The sequence below is a fragment of the Streptomyces sp. NPDC021562 genome (genome assembly GCF_040640875.1).
GTDB lineage: Bacteria > Actinomycetota > Actinomycetes > Streptomycetales > Streptomycetaceae > Streptomyces.
On record NZ_JBFACN010000007.1, the window covers coordinates 108,348 to 129,094 of the forward strand.

Annotated in this window: 22 protein-coding genes; 17 read left to right on the forward strand and 5 right to left on the reverse strand. The window is 72.5% G+C overall.

Annotation, left to right across the window (positions count from 1 at the left end; genetic code table 11):
• Positions 1-74: 74 nt before the first annotated feature.
• The 5 genes from AB0G52_RS12985 (at position 75) to AB0G52_RS13005 (ending at position 4,172) form a co-directional block, all read left to right on the forward strand.
• Positions 75-518, forward strand: a complete 444-nt coding sequence (locus tag AB0G52_RS12985) for an SRPBCC family protein (RefSeq protein WP_132886315.1) — start codon at positions 75-77, stop codon at positions 516-518.
• Positions 519-585: 67 nt separating this feature from the next.
• Positions 586-1,740, forward strand: a complete 1,155-nt coding sequence (locus AB0G52_RS12990; RefSeq protein ID WP_361336308.1) for an ArsA-related P-loop ATPase — start codon at positions 586-588, stop codon at positions 1,738-1,740.
• Positions 1,741-1,803: 63 nt separating this feature from the next.
• Positions 1,804-2,268 carry a DUF5304 domain-containing protein gene (locus AB0G52_RS12995; protein WP_361336310.1) on the forward strand — a complete coding sequence of 155 codons (465 nt, stop codon included), beginning with the start codon at positions 1,804-1,806 and terminating at the stop codon, positions 2,266-2,268.
• 55 nt (positions 2,269-2,323) lie between these two features.
• On the forward strand, positions 2,324-3,277 hold the full coding sequence (locus AB0G52_RS13000; RefSeq protein WP_132886312.1) for an ROK family glucokinase: 954 nt from the start codon (positions 2,324-2,326) through the stop codon (positions 3,275-3,277).
• A gap of 148 nt (positions 3,278-3,425) precedes the next feature.
• Complete coding sequence (locus tag AB0G52_RS13005; protein ID WP_361336312.1) at positions 3,426-4,172, forward strand: endonuclease/exonuclease/phosphatase family protein; 747 nt, start codon at positions 3,426-3,428, stop codon at positions 4,170-4,172.
• 111 nt (positions 4,173-4,283) lie between these two features.
• Here AB0G52_RS13005 and AB0G52_RS13010 read toward each other — a convergent pair whose 3' ends face one another.
• Positions 4,284-4,853, reverse strand: a complete 570-nt coding sequence (locus AB0G52_RS13010; RefSeq protein ID WP_361336314.1) for a hypothetical protein — start codon at positions 4,851-4,853, stop codon at positions 4,284-4,286.
• Entirely contained in the window at positions 4,846-5,625 is a 780-nt protein-coding gene (locus tag AB0G52_RS13015) for an alpha/beta fold hydrolase (RefSeq protein WP_361336316.1), read from the reverse strand. Before AB0G52_RS13015 ends, AB0G52_RS13010 begins: the two co-directional genes overlap by 8 nt.
• A 211-nt stretch (positions 5,626-5,836) precedes the next feature.
• Here AB0G52_RS13015 and AB0G52_RS13020 point away from each other — a divergent pair, with 211 nt between their 5' ends.
• The 4 genes from AB0G52_RS13020 to AB0G52_RS13035 all read left to right on the forward strand — a co-directional run bounded on the left by AB0G52_RS13020 (position 5,837) and on the right by AB0G52_RS13035 (position 9,661).
• Positions 5,837-6,559 carry a lysophospholipid acyltransferase family protein gene (locus tag AB0G52_RS13020; protein ID WP_361336317.1) on the forward strand — a complete coding sequence of 241 codons (723 nt, stop codon included), beginning with the start codon at positions 5,837-5,839 and terminating at the stop codon, positions 6,557-6,559.
• A 51-nt stretch (positions 6,560-6,610) separates the two neighbouring features.
• Positions 6,611-7,825 (forward strand): DUF5931 domain-containing protein, encoded by a 1,215-nt coding sequence (locus tag AB0G52_RS13025; protein ID WP_361336319.1) that lies wholly within the window; start codon positions 6,611-6,613, stop codon positions 7,823-7,825.
• The gene (locus AB0G52_RS13030; protein WP_132886306.1) at positions 7,822-8,484 is read left to right on the forward strand and encodes a response regulator transcription factor; all 663 of its coding nucleotides are present in this window, start codon (positions 7,822-7,824) and stop codon (positions 8,482-8,484) included. Before AB0G52_RS13025 ends, AB0G52_RS13030 begins: the two co-directional genes overlap by 4 nt.
• A gap of 148 nt (positions 8,485-8,632) precedes the next feature.
• Positions 8,633-9,661 carry a 6-phosphofructokinase gene (locus AB0G52_RS13035; RefSeq protein WP_132886305.1) on the forward strand — a complete coding sequence of 343 codons (1,029 nt, stop codon included), beginning with the start codon at positions 8,633-8,635 and terminating at the stop codon, positions 9,659-9,661.
• 49 nt (positions 9,662-9,710) lie between these two features.
• On the opposite strand, the gene AB0G52_RS13040 is transcribed toward AB0G52_RS13035, so the two are convergent.
• Positions 9,711-11,618, reverse strand: coding sequence for an anthranilate synthase family protein (locus tag AB0G52_RS13040; RefSeq protein ID WP_361336322.1), 1,908 nt, complete (start codon positions 11,616-11,618; stop codon positions 9,711-9,713).
• A gap of 101 nt (positions 11,619-11,719) precedes the next feature.
• Positions 11,720-11,776: a trp operon leader peptide gene (locus tag AB0G52_RS13045; protein WP_071659820.1), complete on the reverse strand. Its 57-nt coding sequence runs from the start codon at positions 11,774-11,776 to the stop codon at positions 11,720-11,722.
• 106 nt (positions 11,777-11,882) lie between these two features.
• On the opposite strand from AB0G52_RS13045, the gene AB0G52_RS13050 reads away from it, so the two are divergent.
• Both AB0G52_RS13050 and AB0G52_RS13055 read left to right on the forward strand, forming a co-directional pair.
• On the forward strand, positions 11,883-13,235 hold the full coding sequence (locus AB0G52_RS13050) for a class II 3-deoxy-7-phosphoheptulonate synthase (protein ID WP_132886302.1): 1,353 nt from the start codon (positions 11,883-11,885) through the stop codon (positions 13,233-13,235).
• A gap of 151 nt (positions 13,236-13,386) precedes the next feature.
• A complete protein-coding gene (locus AB0G52_RS13055; protein ID WP_132886301.1) occupies positions 13,387-13,611 on the forward strand; it encodes a (2Fe-2S)-binding protein in 225 nt (74 codons plus the stop codon).
• On the opposite strand, the gene bfr is transcribed toward AB0G52_RS13055, so the two are convergent.
• Positions 13,612-14,094 (reverse strand): bacterioferritin, encoded by a 483-nt coding sequence (bfr, locus tag AB0G52_RS13060; RefSeq protein WP_132886300.1) that lies wholly within the window; start codon positions 14,092-14,094, stop codon positions 13,612-13,614.
• 200 nt (positions 14,095-14,294) lie between these two features.
• On the opposite strand from bfr, the gene AB0G52_RS13065 reads away from it, so the two are divergent.
• From AB0G52_RS13065 to AB0G52_RS13090, 6 genes are all read left to right on the forward strand, one after another.
• Positions 14,295-14,927, forward strand: coding sequence for a sulfite oxidase-like oxidoreductase (locus AB0G52_RS13065; RefSeq protein ID WP_132886299.1), 633 nt, complete (start codon positions 14,295-14,297; stop codon positions 14,925-14,927).
• Positions 14,928-15,150: 223 nt separating this feature from the next.
• Complete coding sequence (locus AB0G52_RS13070; protein WP_165939223.1) at positions 15,151-15,813, forward strand: Crp/Fnr family transcriptional regulator; 663 nt, start codon at positions 15,151-15,153, stop codon at positions 15,811-15,813.
• A 109-nt stretch (positions 15,814-15,922) separates the two neighbouring features.
• A complete protein-coding gene (locus tag AB0G52_RS13075) occupies positions 15,923-16,972 on the forward strand; it encodes a hypothetical protein (RefSeq protein WP_361336326.1) in 1,050 nt (349 codons plus the stop codon).
• Complete coding sequence (locus AB0G52_RS13080) at positions 16,969-19,161, forward strand: hypothetical protein (protein WP_361336328.1); 2,193 nt, start codon at positions 16,969-16,971, stop codon at positions 19,159-19,161. The genes AB0G52_RS13075 and AB0G52_RS13080 overlap by 4 nt, the downstream gene beginning before the upstream one ends.
• Positions 19,158-20,243, forward strand: a complete 1,086-nt coding sequence (locus AB0G52_RS13085; RefSeq protein ID WP_361336330.1) for a hypothetical protein — start codon at positions 19,158-19,160, stop codon at positions 20,241-20,243. The genes AB0G52_RS13080 and AB0G52_RS13085 overlap by 4 nt, the downstream gene beginning before the upstream one ends.
• On the forward strand, positions 20,240-20,743 hold the full coding sequence (locus tag AB0G52_RS13090; protein WP_132886295.1) for a Pycsar system effector family protein: 504 nt from the start codon (positions 20,240-20,242) through the stop codon (positions 20,741-20,743). The genes AB0G52_RS13085 and AB0G52_RS13090 overlap by 4 nt, the downstream gene beginning before the upstream one ends.
• Positions 20,744-20,747: the final 4 nt, after the last annotated feature.

Below are 20,747 nucleotides of genomic sequence, written 5' to 3' on the forward strand. Positions count from 1 at the left end.
TCACGCTGCACACGCGTGCGCACGCGCGTGCAGCGACCTCTTCATACCGGCCCGCATCCGGAGGAGCCACGGCGATGGCGGAACACACCAGCTCGAGCATCACGATCGAGGCGGCCCCGGCCGACGTCATGGCGGTGATCGCCGACTTCGCCCGGTACCCGGACTGGACCGGTGAGGTGAAGGAGGCGGAGGTGCTGAAGACCGACGCCCGGGGGCGCGCCGAGCAGGTCCGCCTCGTCATGGACGCGGGTGCGATCAAGGACGACCAGACGCTCGGGTACACGTGGACCGGTGACAACGAGGTCTCCTGGACGCTGGTGAAGTCGCAGATGCTGCGGTCGCTGGACGGGTCGTACCTGCTGAAGCCGGCGGGGGCGGGGGCGACCGAGGTCACGTACTCGCTGACGGTGGACGTCAAGATCCCGATGCTGGGGATGATCAAGCGCAAGGCCGAGAAGGTCATCATCGACCGCGCGCTGGCGGGGCTGAAGAAGAGGGTGGAGGCGGGGGAGCAGTAGGTCGCGTGCGCCGGGTGGGCGCAGCGGCACCCTGCCCACGCCGTCAGGTCCGTTACGGTTCACCCTCATGCGCACCATCCTGATCACCGGCCCCGGCGGCAGCGGCCGTACCACGGTCGCCGCGGCCACCGCCCTGCGCGCCGCGGCTGCGGGCACCCCCACCCTCGTACTCGGCGCCGACCGCACCGACACCCTCGGCGCGGCCCTGGGCACGGCGACAGGACCGGAACCCACCCGCGTCACCGCCACCCTCACCGCCTGGCGCCCCGACGCGGCCGTCCGCTTCCGCGAGGACCTCACCGCCTTCCAGACCCGCGCCGCGAACGTCCTCGACCTGCTCGGCGCCTCCCGCCTGGACGCCGAGGAACTCACCCCCCTCCCCGGCGCCGAGGAGCTGTCCCTGCTGCGGGCCCTGCGGGACGCGGCCCTCTCCGACCGCTACGACCTGCTCGTCGTCGACCTGCCGGCCGCCCCGCGCGCCCTCGACCTGCTCGCCCTGCCCGAGGAACTCCGCCGCTACCTGCGCCGCCTGCTGCCCCCCGAGCGGCAGGCCGCCCGTGCCCTGCGGCCCGTCCTCGGCCGGCTCGCCGGCGTCCCCATGCCCGCCGACTGGCTCTACGAGACCGCCGCCCGCTGGGACGTGGAGCTCGCGGCCGTCGAGGCCGTCCTCGGCGACCGCCGCACCGCCGTACGACTCGTCGCCGAGCCCGGCCCGGCGGGCGCCGACGCCGTCCGCGCCGCCCGCCTCGGACTGGCCCTGCGCGGCCTGCCCACCGAGACCCTGGTCGCCAACCGCGTGCTGCCCGAGGACACCCCCCTGCACGGGCTCGTCGCCCAGCAGCGCAAGGCCCTCGCGGAGTGGGCTCAGGCCCACCCGGTGGCCCCCGTCGCCCACCTCGGCCACGACCCGCGCGGCACCGACGACCTCGCCGCGCTCGCCGTGCCCGGCGTCAACACGGAGCCCGCCCCGGTCGAGTGGCCCGTCGCCGACCTGATCGAGGGGGACGGCGTCCTGGTCTGGCACATCCCGCTGCCCGGCGCGATACGGGACGACCTCGACCTCGTCCGGCGCGGCGACGAGGTCGTCATCACCGTCGGCGGCTTCCGCAGGATCGTCGCGCTGCCCTCCGCGCTGCGCCGCTGCACGGTCGCCGGGGCCGCCCTGCGCGACGGCGAGCTGCGGCTGCGCTTCGCGCCCGACCCGGAGCTGTGGCCGCGCTGACGGTGAAACCGGTACGCCCGTTCGGGTAACGTCGTAGGGACGAACCGTAGTCAGGAGTCCGTCATGAGCGAAGAGCAGCCCACAGCCGGCGCCTCCGAGGCCGCGGACGAGGCACGGGCGACGGACGCCGACGCCTGGGCCACCGCCTGCGCCGAGGACCTGGAGGCCGAGAAGGTCCGCCGACGCGCCCAGTACGGCCCCCCGCCGGGGTCGGCCGCCGAGGAGCTGCGCAAGCTCGTCGACGCCGTCGCCGACAGGCTCTCCGGCCTCCAGACCCCGCTCCTCGGGGCGGTGGCCGGGCCCGCCGCCCAGCAGGTGGTCCGGCAGGTCGTGCAGCAGGCGAAGAACGCCGTCGAGCCCGTCATAGAGCGCAACCCGGACGTGTTCGACCACCTGGCCGCGGCCGGCGGCGAACTCCTCGCGGCCTACCGCTCCGCGGTCCAGGCCCAGGAGACCCGCTGGACCACCGCCGACCGCCGGGACAAGGGCGACGGCACCGCCCCGGGCGAGCGCATCGACCTCGACTGAAAGCCCTCTCGGGTACGGTTGGCCGTAGCGGGGCTCGACCGAAACTGAGGGATTCATGGGACTCACCATCGGCGTCGACATCGGCGGCACGAAGATCGCGGCCGGCGTGGTCGATGAGGAAGGCAACATCCTCTCGACCCACAAGGTGCCGACCCCGGGTACGCCCGAGGGCATCGTGGACGCCATTGCTTCCGCCGTAGAGGGCGCCCGCGCCGGGCACGAGATCGTCGGCGTGGGCATCGGAGCCGCCGGTTACGTGAACCGGCAGCGCTCCACGGTCTACTTCGCGCCCAACATCGACTGGCGTCAGGAGCCGTTGAAGGAGAAGGTCGAGGCCCGCGTCGGTCTCCCCGTGGTCGTGGAGAACGACGCCAACGCCGCCGCCTGGGGCGAGTACAAGTTCGGTGCCGGCAAGGGCCACCGCAACGTCATCTGCATCACCCTCGGCACCGGCCTCGGCGGCGGCATCATCATCGGCAACAAGCTGCGCCGCGGGCACTTCGGGGTCGCCGCCGAGTTCGGGCACATCCGGATGGTCCCGGACGGGCTGCTGTGCGGCTGCGGCTCGCAGGGCTGCTGGGAGCAGTACGCCTCCGGCCGGGCCCTCGTCCGCTACGCCAAGCAGCGGGCCAACGCCACCCCCGAGGCCGCCGAGATCCTGCTCGGCCTCGGCGACGGCAGCCCCGACGGCATCGAGGGCAAGCACATCTCCATGGCCGCCCGCCAGGGTGACCCGGTCGCCGTCGACTCCTACCGCGAGCTCGCCCGCTGGGCCGGCGCCGGTCTCGCCGACCTCGCCTCCCTCTTCGACCCGTCGGCCTTCATCGTCGGCGGCGGCCTCTCGGACGAGGGCGAACTGGTCCTCGACCCGATCCGCAAGTCCTACAAGCGCTGGCTGGTCGGCGGCAACTGGCGTCCGGTGGCCGAGGTCATCGCGGCCCAGCTGGGCAACGAGGCGGGACTGGTAGGAGCGGCGGACCTGGCGAGAGAGCCGGACCCGATCATGTGACGCCCCGGATGTCCGGGATGCGGCAACCGCAACCCCTCAGGGGCGCGGGGAACTGCGCGACAAGCCACCACGCACCGGCAGTCGCGCACCCGCCTCGCGCCCCACCCCGGTAGGCGCTCAGCCGCTCTCCGGGCGTACATTGATCAATATGGCGTCGCTCCCCAACTCCCACACAGAGTCCGACGGTTCCGCCGTCATCCGCGTCCTGAGCTACAACATCCGCTCCCTGCGCGACGACACCGACGCCCTCGCCCGCGTCATCAAGGCCTGCGCCCCCGACCTGGTCCTCGTCCAGGAAGCCCCCCGCTTCTTCCGCTGGCGCAAGAAGCTCGCCCGCCTGGCCTCCGCCTGCGACCTGGTGATCCTCACCGGCGGCGCGACCGCGGCCGGCCCGGCGATCCTGTGCGACCTGCGCGCCACCGTCGAGCGCACCGAGGACGTGCTGCTCCCGCTCACCCCCGGGCTGCACCGCCGCGGCCTCGCCACCGCCGTCGTCCGGTTCGGCGGCGTCCGCCTCGGCGTCGTCAGCTTCCACCTCAGCCTCCAGCAGGACGAGCGCTACGAGCAGGGCGGCATGCTCCTGGACCGGGTCGCCGGCTTGGGCGTGGAGCACGCCGTCGCGGGCGGCGACCTCAACGACCGGCCCGACGGCCGCACCTTCCGCCGCCTGGCCGACGCCTACCAGGACTGCCGTGTCACCGCCCCCTGGGGCGGCGGGTTCACCTCCTCGTCCACCGACCCGCACCAGCGCATCGACGCGATCTTCGCGACGAAGGGCATCGAGGTGCTCGGCTGCGGCGTCCCCGTCGACCAGCCGGGCATCACCGAAGCGGACCTGAAGACGGCGACCGACCACCTGCCCGTGCTGGCCGTCCTTCGGCTGCCCGCGTCCTGAACCGGGGCCGAGGAGTGCGAGGGCGGCGTCAGGGGGTTCTGCCCTGAAGACGGCCACCGACCACCTGCCCGTGCCGGCCGTCCTCAGAATTCCTGCGTCGTAGGGCGGCGCTCAGACCACCGCGCCCCGGCCGGGGTCGCCGTCCTCGTCGTCGTCCGTCTTCATCCGGGTCACCAGCGTGACGAACCCGCCGAGGAACCCGCCGATCCCCAGCGTCGCCAGCCACCAGGTCATGTCCCAGCCCAGCAGCACCGCGATCAGCAGCAGCACGGGCCCGCCCACCACACCCAGCCAGGCGAACCTGGCCGTCGTGTCGGCGGTCGGCAGCGGCGGCGGTTCCGGCGGGACGAAGTGGCCCTCGTCGTCCTCGTCGAAGTCGTCCTCGGACGCCTCGGGCGCCGTGTAGTCACCGGGGCCCACCCCCGGCGCGAAGGAGACGGAACTGCCCAGCGGTCTCGCCGGTGGCTTCTCCTGAGCGGCCTGGGGACCGGCCGCGGCCTCGTCCTCCTCCATCGGCGGCAGCGCCAGGTCCTTCACCGGCTTGAACGGCGTCGTACCCGGCGGGTCCGGCGGCTCCTCGCCGTAGCCCGCGACGATCGCCGCCCAGGCGGCGGCCTCGTCGAAGGGCACTCCCTTCTCGTCCGGCTCGCGGTCCTCGCGGTCGGAGTCGTGCTCAGCCAACTGCGGCCGTCCCTTCCTTGCCGACACTGGGTGCGAGCCGTCCGATGAAGGTGAGGCTCTCCTCGAAGATCCGGTCCGCGTCGTGGTCCAACGTCGCCACGTGGTAACTCTGTTCCAGCACGACCTCCGTTACGTCCGCGGAGGACACCCGGCTCAGGATCCGGGCGGAATCGACCGCCGGAACCACGTGGTCCCGGGTGCTGCGCAGGAGCAGCAGGGGCTGGGTCACCCGCGGCAACTCGCCGTCCACCGTACGGAAGAAGTTCCGCAGCGAGTGCGCGCAGTGCAGCGGCACCCGGTCGTACCCCACCTCCGCGGCACCCGGCTTGGCGATGTCACTGGCGATGCCCCGGGTCGTGCGCACCAGGTGCCGGGCCACCGGAAGGGCGTACGCCGACAGGCCGTGCACCTTGTTCGCCGGGTTGACGATCACCACGCCGTCCACACCCGTCCCGTTCCTCGCGGCCAGCCGCAGCGCCAGCGTGCCACCCATCGACAGACCCGCCACGAACACCCGGGAGCAGCGCTCGCGCAACAGCCGCAGCTCGCGGTCCACCTCCGCGTACCAGTCCTGCCAGCCGGTGACCTGCATGTCCTCCCAGCGCGTGCCGTGGCCCGGCAGCAGGGGCAGGGACACCGTCAGGCCGTGCGCGGCGTGGTGCTCGGCCCAGGGCCGCAGCGACTGGGGCGAGCCGGTGAAGCCGTGACAGAGGAGCACACCGACCTCTCCGCCGGCATGGCGGTACGGCTCGGCTCCGGGGAGAACCGGCACCTTCGCTCTCCAATTCGTGAGAGGGGGAACCACGGGGAACCAGGGAAACTGCGTGAGGTGGGAACTGCGGGAGGTGGAAACGACGACTTCCGATGTGCTTCACCGTACGCGACGGCACTGACACCGACCAGGGTCGTCGGGGCCATTCCCGGCGCCGCGGGTTAAGGTCTGATCTACGGAAACAGGAGGCACTCGGTTGTTGTACGGCGCGATGAAGGTCGCTATCGGGGGACCGCTCAAGGTCACCTTCAGGCCCTGGGTGGAGGGCCTGGAGAACGTCCCGTCCGAGGGCCCGGCGATCCTGGCGAGTAACCACCTGTCCTTCTCGGACTCGTTCTTCCTGCCCGCGGTGCTCGACCGCAAGGTCACCTTCATCGCCAAGGCCGAGTACTTCACCACGCCCGGCGTGAAGGGCCGCCTCACGGCCGCCTTCTTCAAGGGCGTCGGCCAGCTCCCGGTGGACCGCTCCGGGGCGCGCGGCGCGGGCGAGGCGGCGGTGAAGAGCGGCATAGAGGTGCTGGAGCGCGGGGAGTTGTTCGGCATCTACCCGGAGGGCACCCGCTCGCCGGACGGCCGGCTCTACCGCGGCAAGCCCGGCGGCCTCGCGCGCGTGGCGCTGGCGACCGGCGCCCCGGTCGTCCCGGTCGCCATGATCGACACCGAGAAGATCCAGCCGCCCGGGCAGGTGATGCCCAAGCTGATGCGTCCGGGCATCCGCATCGGCAAGCCCCTGGACTTCAGCCGCTACCAGGGCATGGAGCACGACCGGTTCGTGCTGCGCGCGGTGACCGACGAGGTCATGTACGAGATCATGAAGCTGTCCGGCCAGGAGTACGTCGACATCTACGCGACCGCCGCCAAGCGGCAGCTCGCGGAGGCCGCGAAGGCGGAGAAGGACGCGGCGAAGGCGGAGAAGAAGACCGCCGGGTCGTAGCACCGGGCGGTGGCGCGGGGGCGCGTGAGGGGGACTGGGGGGCCGGGGGAGATGACCGAGCGGGAACGTGTCGTACGGATGTCGGTGGAGCAGCCGCTGTGGCGTGCGCTCACCGGCTACCGCGTGCTGACCCTGCTCTACGCGATCGGCCTGTTCGCCTCCGCCTACGAGGACTACGACCGGCCGGGCGTCGCCATCGCCTACTACGCCGTCCTGACCGCCTGGACGCTGGCCACCCTGCCCCGCGTCCAGGGCGCGGCGGCCTGCACCAGGCGCTTCCTCGCCGTGGACCTCGCCGTCGCGCTCACCGGCATCGTGCTGACCCCCTGGGTGGTCACCCAGGGCCACATCGACCGCGGCGGAGCCACGCTGCCGTCGATATGGACGGCGGGTTCGGTCCTCGCCTACGCCCTCAAGGGCGGCTGGCGCTGGGCCGCGTTCGCCTCCACGCCGGTGGCCGCCGCCAACCTCATGGAGCGCGGCCAGCCGGCCCGCGACACCGTGCACAACGTGATCCTGGTCTGGGTCGCCTCCATCGCCATCGGCTACGTCGTCGAGGTGGCCCGCGCCTCCGAGCGCACCCTCGCCCGCGCCCTGGAGATCGAGGCGGCCACCCGGGAGCGGGAGCGGCTCGCCCGGGACATCCACGACAGCGTGCTCCAGGTGCTGGCCATGGTGCAGCGGCGCGGTACGGTCCTCGGCGGCGAGGCGGCCGAACTGGGGCGGATGGCGGGGGAGCAGGAGGTGGCCCTGCGCACCCTGGTCTCCGGCGGCCTGCTGCCCGCCTCCCGGGTCTCGGAGGACGAGGCGGAGGGCGCGGTCGTACGCCTGGTCGAGGAGCCGGACGAGTCGGGACCCGTCGACCTGCGCACGCTGCTCGCGCGGTACGCCGGCTCCCGGGTCAGCCTGGCCGAGCCCGGTGCGCCGGTGGAGCTGCCGGCGCGCGCGGCGCAGGAACTGGCCGCCGCCGTCGGTGCCGCCCTGGACAACGTGCGCAGGCACGCGGGGGAGCGGGCGCGGGCCTGGATCCTGGTCGAGGACGAGCCCGACGGGATCGTGGTGACCGTACGGGACGACGGCCCCGGCATCCCCGAGGGGCGGCTCGCCCAGGCCGAGGGGGAGGGGCGGCTCGGGGTGGCCCAGTCGATCCGCGGGCGGCTGCGCGACCTCGGCGGCAGCGCCGAGCTGTTCTCGACTCCCGGGCAGGGCACGGAAGTGGAGCTGAAGGTACCGAAGGTCTCCCCGGGGAAGGCGGAGCGACGATGAGCATCAAGGTGATGGTGGTCGACGACCACCCCATGTGGCGCGACGCGGTCGCCCGGGACCTGGCCGAGTCCGGTTTCGAGGTGGTCGCCACCGCCGGGGACGGCGACCAGGCGGTGCGCCGCGCCAAGGCCGCCGCGCCGGACGTCCTCGTCCTCGACCTCAACCTGCCCGCCAAGCCCGGCGTCCAGGTCTGCAAGGAACTCGTGGGCCACAACCCGGCGTTGCGGGTGCTCGTGCTGTCGGCGAGCGGGGAGCACGCCGACGTCCTGGAGGCGGTGAAGTCCGGCGCGACCGGCTACCTGCTGAAGTCGGCGTCGACGGAGGAGCTGCTGGACGCGGTGCGCCGTACCGCCGTCGGGGACCCGGTGTTCACGCCCGGTCTGGCCGGGCTGGTCCTCGGCGAGTACCGCCGGCTGGCCTCCGAACCGGCCCCCTCGGCGGACGCCGGCCGGCCGGACGCGCCCCGGCTGACCGACCGGGAGACCGAGGTGCTGCGGCTGGTGGCCAAGGGGCTGAGCTACAAGCAGATCGCGGAGCGTCTGGTCATCTCGCACCGCACGGTCCAGAACCACGTGCAGAACACCCTCGGCAAACTCCAGTTGCACAACAGGGTGGAACTGGTCCGGTATGCCATAGAGCGCGGCCTCGACGACGAATGATCCACAGCTGATGTGATCTTCGCGCTTGACGGCAAGTAAACCAACCGCCCACGGATTCACCGGAATTGCCCTTCCCGCCCATCCCTGTGTGACCTGGATCACCACTAGCGTGAGCCCCACCAGGCAACCGCGGCGAAGGGACATTTCCATGCGGGTCGGAGTACTGACCGGAGGCGGCGACTGCCCCGGGCTCAACGCCGTCATCCGGGGCGTCGTCCGCAAGGGCGTGCAGGAGTACGGCTACGACTTCGTCGGCTTCCGGGACGGCTGGCGCGGACCCCTCGAAGGCGACACCGTCCGCCTCGACATCCCCGCCGTGCGCGGCATCCTGCCCCGCGGCGGCACCGTCCTCGGCTCCTCCCGGACCAATCCGCTCAAGCAGGAGAACGGCATCCGCCGGATCAAGGACAACCTCGCCAAGCTGGAGGTCGAGGCGCTGATCGCGATCGGCGGCGAGGACACCCTGGGCGTGGCCGCCCGCCTCACCGGCGAGTACGGCGTGCCCGTCGTCGGCGTACCGAAGACCATCGACAACGACCTGTCCGCCACCGACTACACCTTCGGCTTCGACACCGCCGTCGGCATCGCCACCGAGGCCATCGACCGGCTGCACACCACCGCCGAGTCCCACATGCGGGTCCTGGTCTGCGAGGTAATGGGCCGGCACGCCGGCTGGATCGCCCTGCACTCGGGTCTCGCGGGCGGCGCCAACGTCATCCTCATCCCGGAACAGCGCTTCGACCTGGACCAGGTGTGCGCCTGGATCACCTCCCGCTTCAAGGCCTCCTACGCGCCGATCGTGGTCGTCGCCGAGGGCGCCATGCCCAAGGACGGCGACATGGTCCTCAAGGACGGGTCCCTCGACTCCTTCGGGCACGTCCGGCTCTCCGGGGTCGGCGAGTGGCTGGCCAAGGAGATCGAGCAGCGCACCGGCAAGGAGGCCAGGACCACCGTCCTCGGGCACATCCAGCGCGGCGGCACGCCCAGCGCCTTCGACCGCTGGCTGGCCACCCGCTTCGGCCTGCACGCCATCGACGCCGTCCGCGACGGCGACTTCGGCACGATGGTCGCGCTGCGCGGCACCGACATCGTCCGGGTGCCGATCGCGGAGGCCACGGCCAAGCTGAAGACCGTCGACCCGAAGCTGTACGAGGAGGCCGGGGTGTTCTTCGGCTGACGCCGGATTCCGGGGCCGTACCGGCGTACGGCCCCGGACCCGTCCTCGGCTACCGGGCAGGACGCCGCTCGGGGAGCGTCCGGGCGCCCCGCAACCCGGCGACCAGCTCGCGCACCACGCTCACCCCGTTCAGCGTGAGCACCGACTCGGGATGGAACTGCACCCCGGCGACTGCGTTTTTCAGCGCGCCTCCGGCACCACGTGGCCCCCGCAGGGCGTGCACCTCGCCGTTGGCCGCCCGGCTCACCTCGACCCCGTGCGCCGCCAGCTCACGGGCCGCGTCCTCGTCGCAGCGGGCCGTGAAGCTGTTGTAGAACCCGACGGTCTCCGGGCGCCCGAACAGGTCCACGGTGGTCTGCGCCCCCTGGTGGGGGACCTCCTTGCGGACGATCTCCAGTCCCAGCTCCGCCGCGATCAGCTCGTGCCCGAGGCAGACGCCCAGCACCCCGTGCCGGTGCTCGCGCACCACGGACGCCGTCAGCTCCCGCAGGAACCGCATCTTCGGATCGCGCAGGTCGGACGGGTCACCGGGGCCCGGACCCAGCACGACGGGGCCCGCGTGCGCGAGCACGGCCGCCCGCAGCCCCGGCTCGTCGTAGCGCCGTACGGTCACGTCGAGACCGCCCGAGCGCAGCAGGTGCGCGAGCATCGCCGTGAACGTGTCCTCCCCGTCCACCACCAGCGCGTGCCCGGTCAGCTCCCCGGTCCGCTCCTGCATCCGCAGCCAGAACGGGGCGAGCGACGCCCGCCGCCCGTCCAGCGCGGCCCGCACCCGGGGGTCGTCCGCCAGCCGGGGGCGCCGCTCCTCACCCCGCGGCCGTGCCGGTCGTACCCCCAGCGCCGCCAGCACCCCCGCCGCCTTGGCGTGGGTCTCGGCGACCTCGCCCGCCGGGTCCGAGCCGCGCACCAGCGTGGCGCCGACGGGGACCCGCAGGTGCCCGCGCGCGTCGATGTCGGCGGTGCGGATGAGGATGGGGGAGTCCAGGGTCTGGGCGCCGCCGGAGTCCCGGCCGAGCAGCGCCAGGGCGCCCGCGTAGTAACCGCGCCCACCCACCTCGTGCCGTTCGATCACCCGGCAGGCGTTCTGCACCGGCGACCCCGTCACGGTCGCCGCGAACATGGTCTCCCGCAGGATCTCCCGCACGTCCAGCGAGGACTTCCCGCGCAGCTCGTACTCGGTGTGCGCGAGGTGCGCCATCTCCTTGAGCCGGGGGCCGACGACCACACCGCCCATGTCCCCGACGGTGCACATCATCTTCAGCTCCTCGTCGACGACCATCGACAGCTCCTCGATCTCCTTGCCGTCGGCGAGGAAGCCGAGGAGGTGCTCGGGGGTCGGGCCCTCGGCGGGATAGCGGTACGTGCCGCTGATCGGGTTCATGACCACCGTGCCGCCGGACGCCCGCACGTGCACCTCGGGGCTGGCCCCGACCAGCGTCCGGTCCCCGGTGTGCACGACGAACGTCCAGTACGCGCCCCGCTCGCCCGCCAGCAGCCGCCGGAACAGGGCCAGCGCGTCGGCGCGCCCGAAGCCCGGGATCTCCCCCTGGTAGGTCCGGCGGATCACGAAGTTCGCGCCCTCGCCCCGGCCGATCTCCTCGCGCAGCACCCGGCCGACGATCCCGGCGTACGCGTCGTCGTCGACGTCGAAGCCGCCGCGCTCCACGCGCACGTCGTGGGCGGGCAGCCCGGCCAGGGCCTCGGCCAGCGGCACCCGGTCCACCAGCTCGGGGGTGAGCACGAGCAACGGCGTCCCGTCGTCGCGCACGTCGAAGCCCCGCTCGCGGATCTGCCGGAACGGCACCAGGGCGAGGCCCTCCTCCGGCAGGTCGGCGAGCCGTTCCCGGGCGGTGACCGGCCCGACCAGGACCTCCACCGTGTTCTCGTCGTGGCCGGGGGTGCGTCGGCGGAGCAGGGCGAAGGGTCGGTCGTCGTGGAGCAACTGGGTCAGGTCCATGGTGTTCCTCTGCGGTCCTCTGGCAGGTGGGAGAGGAACGACCCCGGAAACACCGAAGGCCGCCCCTCGGGCGGCCTTCGCGAAGTCGTGCGTACGCGCAGTCAGTGGGCCGCCGGAGAAGCGGTCCACCACCAGTTCTGGGTCGAGTGCGCGAACATGCCGGAAACCCTACCCCACCACCCGCCCTGTCCACAGGACAAGCGCGGTGTCTCACCAGTCGAGCCGGAGGAAAATATGGCGACACGACCCCGTAATGTTTACGAGGTGACCGTGAACGCTAAGACCAGCGCGAGCGCTGGCAACACCTGGCGAGACCTGCCCGCGGCGCAGCAGCCCGAGTACCCCGACCCCGAGGCTCTGCGCGCAGTCGTTGCGGAGCTGGAGTCGTATCCGCCGCTCGTCTTCGCGGGCGAGTGCGACCAGCTGCGCGCCCGGATGGCGGCCGTCGCCAAGGGCGAGGCGTTCCTCCTGCAGGGCGGCGACTGCGCCGAGGCCTTCGACGCGGTGTCGGCCGACCACATCCGCAACAAGCTGAAGACGCTCCTCCAGATGGGTGCCGTGCTGACGTACGCGGCGTCGGTGCCCGTGGTCAAGGTGGGCCGGATCGCCGGCCAGTACTCCAAGCCGCGCTCCAAGCCGACCGAGACCCGCGACGGCGTGACGCTGCCGACCTACCGCGGCGACTCCGTCAACGGCTTCGACTTCGACGAGGCCTCGCGGATCCCGGACCCCGAGCGGCTCAAGCGGATGTACCACGCGTCCGCCTCGACGCTGAACCTGGTGCGTGCCTTCACCACCGGCGGTTACGCGGACCTGCGCCAGGTGCACGCCTGGAACCAGGACTTCGTGAAGTCCTCCCCGTCGGGCCAGCGCTACGAGCAGCTCGCCCGCGAGATCGACAACGCGCTGAACTTCATGCGGGCCTGCGGCACCGACCCGGAGGAGTTCAAGACCGTCGAGTTCTTCTCCTCGCACGAGGCGCTGCTGCTGGCCTACGAGTCCGCCCTGACCAGGGTCGACTCCCGCACCGGCAAGCTGTACGACGTCTCCGGGCACATGGTGTGGATCGGTGAGCGCACCCGGCAGCTGGACGGCGCGCACATCGAGTTCGCCTCGAAGATCCGCAACCCGATCGGCCTCAAGCTCGGCCCGACCACGACGGCCGAGGACGCGCTGCGGTACATCGACCGCCTCGACCCGGACCGCGAGCCGGGCCGGCTGACCTTCATCGTCCGGATGGGCGCCGACAAGGTCCGCGACACGCTCCCCGAGCTGGTCGAGAAGGTCACCGCGTCGGGGGCCACGGTGGCGTGGGTGACCGACCCGATGCACGGCAACACCTTCGAGGCGGCCTCGGGTCACAAGACCCGCCGCTTCGACGACGTGCTCGACGAGGTCAAGGGCTTCTTCGAGGTGCACAAGACCCTCGGCACCCACCCGGGCGGCATCCACGTCGAACTCACCGGTGACGACGTCACCGAGTGCGTGGGCGGCGGCGACGAGATCTTCGTCGACGACCTGCACCAGCGCTACGAGACGGCCTGCGACCCGCGGCTGAACCGCAGCCAGTCCCTCGACCTGGCGTTCCTGGTGGCGGAGATGTACCGGGACCAGTGAGCGTGCTGAGCGACTGCTCTGGGGCGCGGATCACACCTGATCCGCGCCCCTCGCGCTTTTGCGGTTCCCGGACGATGGGTAAGGTTAGGTTTGCCTCACCGAAAAGCGGGGTGGCAGGAGGAATGACCGTCCCGCAGGGAGGTGGAACCGCGTGTACGTCTGCAGCTGCTTCGGCATCACCGAGGCCCAGGTCAAGCAGCACGCGGCGGACGGCGCCTGCACCCCCCGCCAGATAGCCTCCGCCTGCAAGGCGGGCACCGACTGCGGGTCGTGCGTGCGCCGCATCCAGTCGATCCTCGGCCGTGGCGCCTGCCCCCGCCGGGAACTCGCCGACCAGGGCCGCCCGGCACTCACGGGGCTGGACGAGGCGGCCTAGTCAGCTGCTCTCGGGCTGCTCGATGAGCTGCGCGAGGTAGAGCGCCTCGCCGAGCTTCTCCAGCAGTTCCAGCTGGGTGTCGAGGTAGTCGATGTGGTGCTCCTCGTCGGCCAGGATGTCCTCGAAGATGTTCGCGGACGTGATGTCGCCCTTCTCGCGCATCACCTTGATCCCGCGCTTGAGCCGGTCGATCGCCTCCACCTCGATCTGCCGGTCCGCCTCGAACATCTCCTTCACGGTCTGTCCCACGCGCACGTGGAACAGCCGCTGGTAGTTGGGCAGCCCCTCCAGGAACAGGATCCGGTCGGTGAGCACCTCGGCGTGCTTCATCTCGTCGAACGACTCGTGCCGGGTGTACTTCGCGAGCTTGTACCAGCCGAAGTTCTCCTGCATCTTCGCGTGCAGGAAGTACTGGTTGATCGCGGTGAGCTCGCCGGTGAGCTGCTCGTTGAGGAATTCGATGACCTCGGGGTCGCCCTGCATCGCAGAGGCTCCTTCCGCATGGGTTCCGTACCGGACGGATGGGGATGTTTGCGGCGCATGATTGCACCGGCGCAGAAGATCGTCCAGTAAGTGCGTACTTAGTGGGTAAGTCCGCTCTTGGCGGGATTCGAGGCCTTTGGTGATCTTCGGAGGGTTCGTCTGGTCCGGTGCACCGCCCGCGGTCTGTCAGGATGGAGGGCATGGGTCATCCGGTGGGGCGCGCGTCCAGTGAAGCCGCAGGTTCCGGGCTTCCGCCGGGTCAGCGGCTCCAGCGTGGCTGGCCCGTCACCCACTACGGCCCGGTGCCCAAGTTCCGGCCCGAGCGCTGGGAGTTCAGGGTCTTCGGCGCCACCGCCGACGGGGACGCCCACACCTGGGACCACGAGCGGTTCACGGCCCTGCCGTACACCACCGTCGTCGCCGACCTGCACTGCGTGACGAAGTTCAGCATGCTCGGCGCGGAGTGGGGCGGCGTCCGGGCGCGGACCGTCCTGGAGCTCGCGCCGCCCGCCCCCGACGTCACCCATGTGATGGTCTGGGCGGAGTACGGCTTCAGCTCCAACCTGCGCCTCGCGGACTTCGCCGCCGAGCGCACCGTCTTCGCCACCCACAAGGACGGCGAACTCCTCACCGCCGAGCACGGCTTCCCGGTGCGTCTGATCGTGCCCCAGCTGTACGCCTGGAAGGGCCCCAAGTGGGTCCGCGGCATCGAGTACATGACCGCCGACCGCCGCGGCTTCTGGGAGGAGCGCGGCTACCACAACATCGGCGACCCCTGGAAGGAACAGCGCTACTCCTACCAGGAGGAACCGGGGGACGGCCCCGTGGTCTGACCCCGGCGGGACCGCCGCAGGACGGCCGGCAGTGGGTTCGGGCTCGTTCCGGTAACAGCGGACACATACGGTGCCCAGAGCGCTACGCTGAGATCCTTGCCTGGCGGGAGACGCGCCGGGCGGACACGGATCCGAGGGGCCCTTGGGGTTCCGCTTGTGATCCGGTTCGGGGGCGAGCGGTCGGGGGACGACGGTGGGGCTGTTCGGAGAGCGGCATACCTTCATGGGGGGTCTGGGTCCGGGGGACCGCGAGGCACTGGCGGCCCTGGGCACCCGGCACGAGTACCCGCCGTACGACACGGTCGTCTCGGAGGGTGACCGCACCACGTTCGCGGTGGTCCTGCTCAGCGGCTGGTGCACGGTGTGGACGCCGACGGAGCGCGGCGGCCGGCTGATCCTGGCCCTCAGGAGGGCCGGTGAGGTCGTCGGCGACATGGCCGCGCTGGACGGCCGTCCGCGCAGCGCCTCCATCAGCACCCTCGGCGAGGTGACCGGTCTGGTCGTACCGGGAGAGCGGTTCCGCCGGTTCCTGGCCGCCCGGCCGCACGCCAACGCGCTGATGACGATCCAGCTCACCGAGCGGCTGCGCAGCGCGGACCACGAGCGCCGGGCGCTGGCCTCCATGACCGTGCTGCAACGGCTCGCCGAGCGCCTGGTCGAGCTCGCCGACCGGGCCGGCCACCAGGAGGGTGAGGCCGTGACCATACGGCTGCCCCTCGCGCAGCACGAACTGGCCGCGTCCGTGGGCTCCACCCGCGAGGCGGTCGCCAAGGCGCTGCGCCTGTTACGGGAGCAGGGTCTGGTCCGCACCGGCCCCGGCACCTTGGCCGTGGCCGACCTGGACCCGCTCCGCCTGCTCGCCGCCGGACAACCGCACGAGACCTGAGAACACCGAGTCCCGTGCTGTGTAAACGGCTACAGCGACGACCGGCCGGCTCCGCGACCATCGCAGCCAGGCGGCCGGGAGCCCGGCGGGACGCAGGGAGGAGAAAGCGATGGAGGGGGAAGCCGCGTACGGCTTCATCGTCAACGTGGACGCACAGGGCTCGGGCCTGTTGTCCGACACCGAGAAACCCGAGATGCGGCGCAGACTCTACGACGTCACGGGCACCGCGTTCGAACGGGCCGGCATCCGCCCGCCGCGGCTCTACCAGGAGGACCGCGGTGACGGCATCCTCGGGGTGCTGACGCCCGACGTACCGCCCGTCCGGGTGGTGGGGGAGTGGATCGAACACCTCCACCAGAACCTGCGGGAGACCAACCAGCACCTCAGAAAGCCGCTGCGGCTGCGCGTCGGCCTGCACATCGGGCGGGTCACGGCCGACGCCCACGGGCGCTCCGGGCGCGCCGTCGACCTGGCCTGCCGGCTGGCCGACTGCACCGTCACGAAGGCGATCCTCAAGGCGGCGGACGGGGCGCCCCTGGTGGTGGCGGCCTCCGACCGGGTGCACGAGGACTTCATCCTGCCTGGCGGACGCTGGGTGGACCCCGGGCACTACCGCCGGCACGACGTGGACCTCAAGGAGGGCCGCACCACCGCCTGGTTCATGGTCCCCGGCCGCCCCGAACCCCCCGAACCACACCAGGCCGACCCGACCGCCACCGAGCCCCCGGCCTCCGTCGACGCTCCGGCGCCCGCCGACTCCCCGGCCTCCGCCGATGCTGCGGCGTCCGCCGACTCCCCGGCCTCCGCCGGTAGTCCGGCGCCTGCCGGTAGTCCGGCGCCTGCCGGTACTCCGGCGCCTGCCGATACTGAGGCGCCCACCGATTCCCCGGCCTCCGCCGGTGCCGCGGCCCCCGCCGACTCCCCGGCCCCCGCCGACTCCCCGGCCCCCGCCGGTAGTCCGGCGCCTGCCGATACTGCGGCGCCCACCGATTCCCCGGCCTCCGCCGGTGCTGCGGCGTCCGCCAATCCCCCGGCCTCCGGGGACGGTGGTGTCGGTGGGGAGCGGGTCGTGCAGAACGTTCATCAGCATGGGAACGGGCGGATCGTGGTCGGCGGCACCATCGACACCATCAACTTCTCCGACGGCGGTGGCCGGTGAACGCACAGGCCCCCCAGCCGCCCCCGGCCTCCCCCCAACCCCAGCAGCAGCCGCAGCAGAAGGCCGATCCGGACAAGCCGCAGGGCGCCGAGCCCGCCGGCGCACCCGAGCCGGAGAAGGCCGACGTCATCGGCGGCTCGGCCGCCGACCCGCTCGGCGAGGAGGCGCTCCCCGGCGCCGCGGCCGCCGCCTCCCGCGTCTACCGCTCGACCGTGAGCCAGTACGGATCCGGCACCCTGGTCAGCTCCGGCTCCGTCGGCACCATGAACTTCTACGGCCGGCAGACGACGGAGCGCGTGCTCGCGGGCCCGCTGCCGGAGGACCAACTGCTCCGGCTCCGCAAGGTCTTCACGCAGCCCCCGGACTACGACGACTACCTCGACCAACTGGGCACCGGAAGGCTCCTGGTGCTGTTCGGCCAGCCCGGCACCGGCCGCGCCTACACCGCGCTGTCCCTCCTCGACAGGCTGACCGGCGGCCAGGTCTCCCGGCTCGACCCGCGCACCGACCTGGACAAGCTCGACGACGACCAGATCCGCGGCGGCCACGGCTACGCGCTGGAACCCGGCACCGCGCTGCCCGACGAGACCGGCCTGGACCGGCTCTGCCAACTGCTCGGCCGCAACGACGCCTACGCGGTCCTGCTCGCCACCCCCGAACCGGGTGACGTGCTCGCCCGCGGCGCCCGCTACTACCGCGCCCACACCCCGGCCGCCCAGACCGCCGTGCTCGAAGGCCACCTCGCCCTCGAACTCGACGGCCCGGGACCCGACTACGAGCGTGCCCGGGCGACGGCGCTCGACCCCGACGTCCTGGCCGCGCGGGGCCTGAACGACCTGCGGCCCGCGGAGGCGGCCCGCTTCGCCACCCTGCTGGCCCGGCACACCCAGGGCAAGCTCAGCCACGACGAACTCCTCGACGAATGCCGGAGGTTCGCCGAGAACCAGGCCGCCGAATGGTTCGCGGGCGGCATCCGCTCCGAGACCCCGGAGCGGCTGCGGGACGCGGCCTACCGGATCGCCGTCGCCGTCCTCGACGGGGCGTCGCTCAGCGCCGTCGCCGAGGCCGCCGAGGTGCTCGCCTGGGAACTGGCCGTCACCGTCGACCCCGAGGCCACCCCCGGGCGCCCGCTGTTCAGCGACGGCGTCGACGCCCGCCTGGTCTCCGCCCGCGCGGTCGCCGAACTCGGCACGGAGGAGGTCGGCACCGAGGAGGTGCCGGTGCGCACCGTGCGGTTCGCCGGCGAGGCCCTCGCCCCCGCCGTCCTCGGCCACCTGTGGCAGCACCGGCACAACGCCCGCGGACCCGTACTGCGCTGGCTGGCCGGACTCTGCGAGGACACCCGGCCCCAGGTCTGGGTCCGGGCCGCCGTCGCCGCCGGCCATCTGTGCCGCCTCGACCTCTCCCACACCGTGCACGAACTGGTCACGCCGATGGCCCGGTCCGAGCGGGCCCCGCGCCGGCTGTTCGCCGCGACCGTCCTCGACGTGGCCCTCGGCTCACCGGAGGTCGGCCCCGCCATCCGCGCCCTGGTCGGCTCCTGGGCCCGGTACGGTGACGAGGAACTGCGCTGGACCGCGGGCGCGGTACTCGGCCGGGGCCGGGCCACCGACAGCGTCCGCGACTCCCTCGACCTGCTCGGCGGCATCGGCGTCCGCGACGACGGCAAGCTGCGCTCCGCCGCGGCGGTCCAGGTCGCCCACTTCGCCGGTGCCCACCCCGAGGGCCAGACCCTGCGCCGGATCCGGGCCTGGCTCTCCGACGCCCGCAGGCCCCAGCAGGACCTCGGCCTGCAGACCACGGTCTACCTGGCCGGCCTGCCCGTCAGCGACCTCTGGAACCCGCACGAGGACCTGGAGGGCCACGGGGACTGGCCGCTGATGCTCGCCCTCGCCGAGGTACGGCCCGCCCTCGCCCCGGAACTCGCCGGGCTGCTCTGGACCGCCCTGCAGACCCCACGGTCCTACGAGGCGGCCGTCGACACCGTGTCCGACTGGCTGCGCGGCTCCGCCGACCAGCCCTGGGCCGACCGGCTGGAGCGGTTCCTGCCGCTGCTCGTGCACAGCCACGACGACCGCAACCGGCTGCTGGCGCTCATCAAGGAACTCACCGAAGACCCCGACCAACCACTGAACGAACAGCAGGTCCGCCGCCTGTGGGGGGCGGTCCAGGGAGCGAGCGCATCATGACCTACAACCAATGGCCCCCGCAGGACCAGGAGTTCGTCCTTCCGCACGACCTCAGAGGTCCCTTCGTCCGCGAGTTCGCCCCGCAGGCCGCCTACCGGCACCGCAACAGCCAGGTCGCCTCGGTGCTCTACTACAAGAACGGCGGCTACAGCGTCATCACCGTCCGCGGCGCCGAGCACGTCAACAAGCCGCTGATGGGCAAGCCCACCTCGGTGTGCTGGATCGCCCGGGGCCAGCACCAGGTCTCCTTCCAGCTGGAGCTGCCCACCTACGGCGACCGGTCCCGGTTCCGGGCGGGCGCGGACGTCAACTGGGAGGTGCACGACTTCTACCTCGCCGCCGAGAAGCGCGTGGTCGACGTGGAGCGGATGCTCAGGCCCTCGCTGGAGGCCCGGCTGCGCGGGCTCAGCCGCCGCTACAGCCTGGACTCGGCCCAGCAGGTCGACGAGGCCATCCAGGACGAGCTGGCCAGCGGCCGGTGGAGCGACTTCGGCGCCGAACTCGGCCTGGCCACCCAGGTGTTCGTCCGCATCGACCTCGGTCAGGCGGCCGCCGACCACCAGGCCCAGATGGTCGCGGTGGAGAAGGGCAGCATGGTCCAGGAGGCCATCGACACCGTCAACAAGGCACGGATCGCCGCCAACCTCGACGACGCGCAGAAGCTGATCAGCGCGGGCGAGACCGTCCAGTACGCCCACATGCTGGCCGCCGACCCGAGCCGCGCCCACGAGATCCTCGGCGTCCTCCAGCAGCAGGCCCGCGAACAGCGCAAGGGCGCCCTGGACTACCTCACCAACCTGATCAACCAGGGCGTGGTGCAGCGCCACCAGATCGACGACCAGGTGCAGGCCCTCATCGAGTACAGCCGTACGGTCTCCACCGGCGTCTTCCCCCAGGGGCTCCCGCAGGCCCCGACCTCCCTGCCGATACCGCCGATGCCGCCCGCGCCGCCGCTGCTTCCGGCCGACGCGCCGCCGCCGATCCCGCCGATCCCGCCGGCCCCGCCGGTCTCCCCGACGGACGCCGTTCCCGGCGAGGGGACGGGGGTGGAGGACGACTCCAGCCCCGAGGCCCGCCGATGAACCCGGACGTCCCCGCCGACCCCGCGGACGCCGCCGCGCACTACGTCGCCGAACGGCTGCTGCTGACCGTGCGCGAGGACCTGGGCAGGGCGGACGTGAAGGCGTCCGTCCTGCTCTCGGGAGCCGTCGCGGTACCGGCGCTGGTGCTCGGCGGAGGGACGCCGGCCGGTGTCTCCGGCATCGCCCTCGCCCTGCTCGCGGCGGGCGGGGCGCTCTGGGCGGCAGGCACCCTGCTGCTGCTCGCGGTGATCGTGCCCCGCACCCGCACGGTCCGCTCCGCACCCGGCCCGACCTTCTACGCCGACGCGCTGGGCGGCGTCGACCGGGAGACGCTGCGCCGTGCCGCCGCCGAGGCCGGGGCGGACCCGGTGGGCTGGCTGCTCACCCAGTTCCAGGACGTCAGCGTGATCCTCTCGGCGAAGTACCGCTGGCTGCGCGGCTCGATGGCCCTGCTGGGCGCGGGCCTGCTGCTGGCGGCGGTGCCGCTGGCGGCGGGCTGAACCC

Bases quoted from the DNA above. Each gene is read 5' to 3' on its own strand.
- AB0G52_RS12985 (WP_132886315.1), top strand. From the start codon at position 75: ATGGCGGAACACACCAGCTCGAGCATCACGATCGAGGCGGCCCCGGCC.
- AB0G52_RS12990 (WP_361336308.1), top strand. From the start codon at position 586: ATGCGCACCATCCTGATCACCGGCCCCGGCGGCAGCGGCCGTACCACG.
- AB0G52_RS12995 (WP_361336310.1), top strand. From the start codon at position 1,804: ATGAGCGAAGAGCAGCCCACAGCCGGCGCCTCCGAGGCCGCGGACGAG.
- AB0G52_RS13000 (WP_132886312.1), top strand. From the start codon at position 2,324: ATGGGACTCACCATCGGCGTCGACATCGGCGGCACGAAGATCGCGGCC.
- AB0G52_RS13005 (WP_361336312.1), top strand. From the start codon at position 3,426: ATGGCGTCGCTCCCCAACTCCCACACAGAGTCCGACGGTTCCGCCGTC.
- AB0G52_RS13020 (WP_361336317.1), top strand. From the start codon at position 5,837: ATGAAGGTCGCTATCGGGGGACCGCTCAAGGTCACCTTCAGGCCCTGG.
- AB0G52_RS13025 (WP_361336319.1), top strand. From the start codon at position 6,611: ATGACCGAGCGGGAACGTGTCGTACGGATGTCGGTGGAGCAGCCGCTG.
- AB0G52_RS13030 (WP_132886306.1), top strand. From the start codon at position 7,822: ATGAGCATCAAGGTGATGGTGGTCGACGACCACCCCATGTGGCGCGAC.
- AB0G52_RS13035 (WP_132886305.1), top strand. From the start codon at position 8,633: ATGCGGGTCGGAGTACTGACCGGAGGCGGCGACTGCCCCGGGCTCAAC.
- AB0G52_RS13040 (WP_361336322.1), bottom strand. From the start codon at position 11,618: ATGGACCTGACCCAGTTGCTCCACGACGACCGACCCTTCGCCCTGCTC.
- bfr (WP_132886300.1), bottom strand. From the start codon at position 14,094: ATGCAGGGCGACCCCGAGGTCATCGAATTCCTCAACGAGCAGCTCACC.
- AB0G52_RS13065 (WP_132886299.1), top strand. From the start codon at position 14,295: ATGGGTCATCCGGTGGGGCGCGCGTCCAGTGAAGCCGCAGGTTCCGGG.
- AB0G52_RS13070 (WP_165939223.1), top strand. From the start codon at position 15,151: ATGGGGGGTCTGGGTCCGGGGGACCGCGAGGCACTGGCGGCCCTGGGC.
- AB0G52_RS13075 (WP_361336326.1), top strand. From the start codon at position 15,923: ATGGAGGGGGAAGCCGCGTACGGCTTCATCGTCAACGTGGACGCACAG.
- AB0G52_RS13085 (WP_361336330.1), top strand. From the start codon at position 19,158: ATGACCTACAACCAATGGCCCCCGCAGGACCAGGAGTTCGTCCTTCCG.
- AB0G52_RS13090 (WP_132886295.1), top strand. From the start codon at position 20,240: ATGAACCCGGACGTCCCCGCCGACCCCGCGGACGCCGCCGCGCACTAC.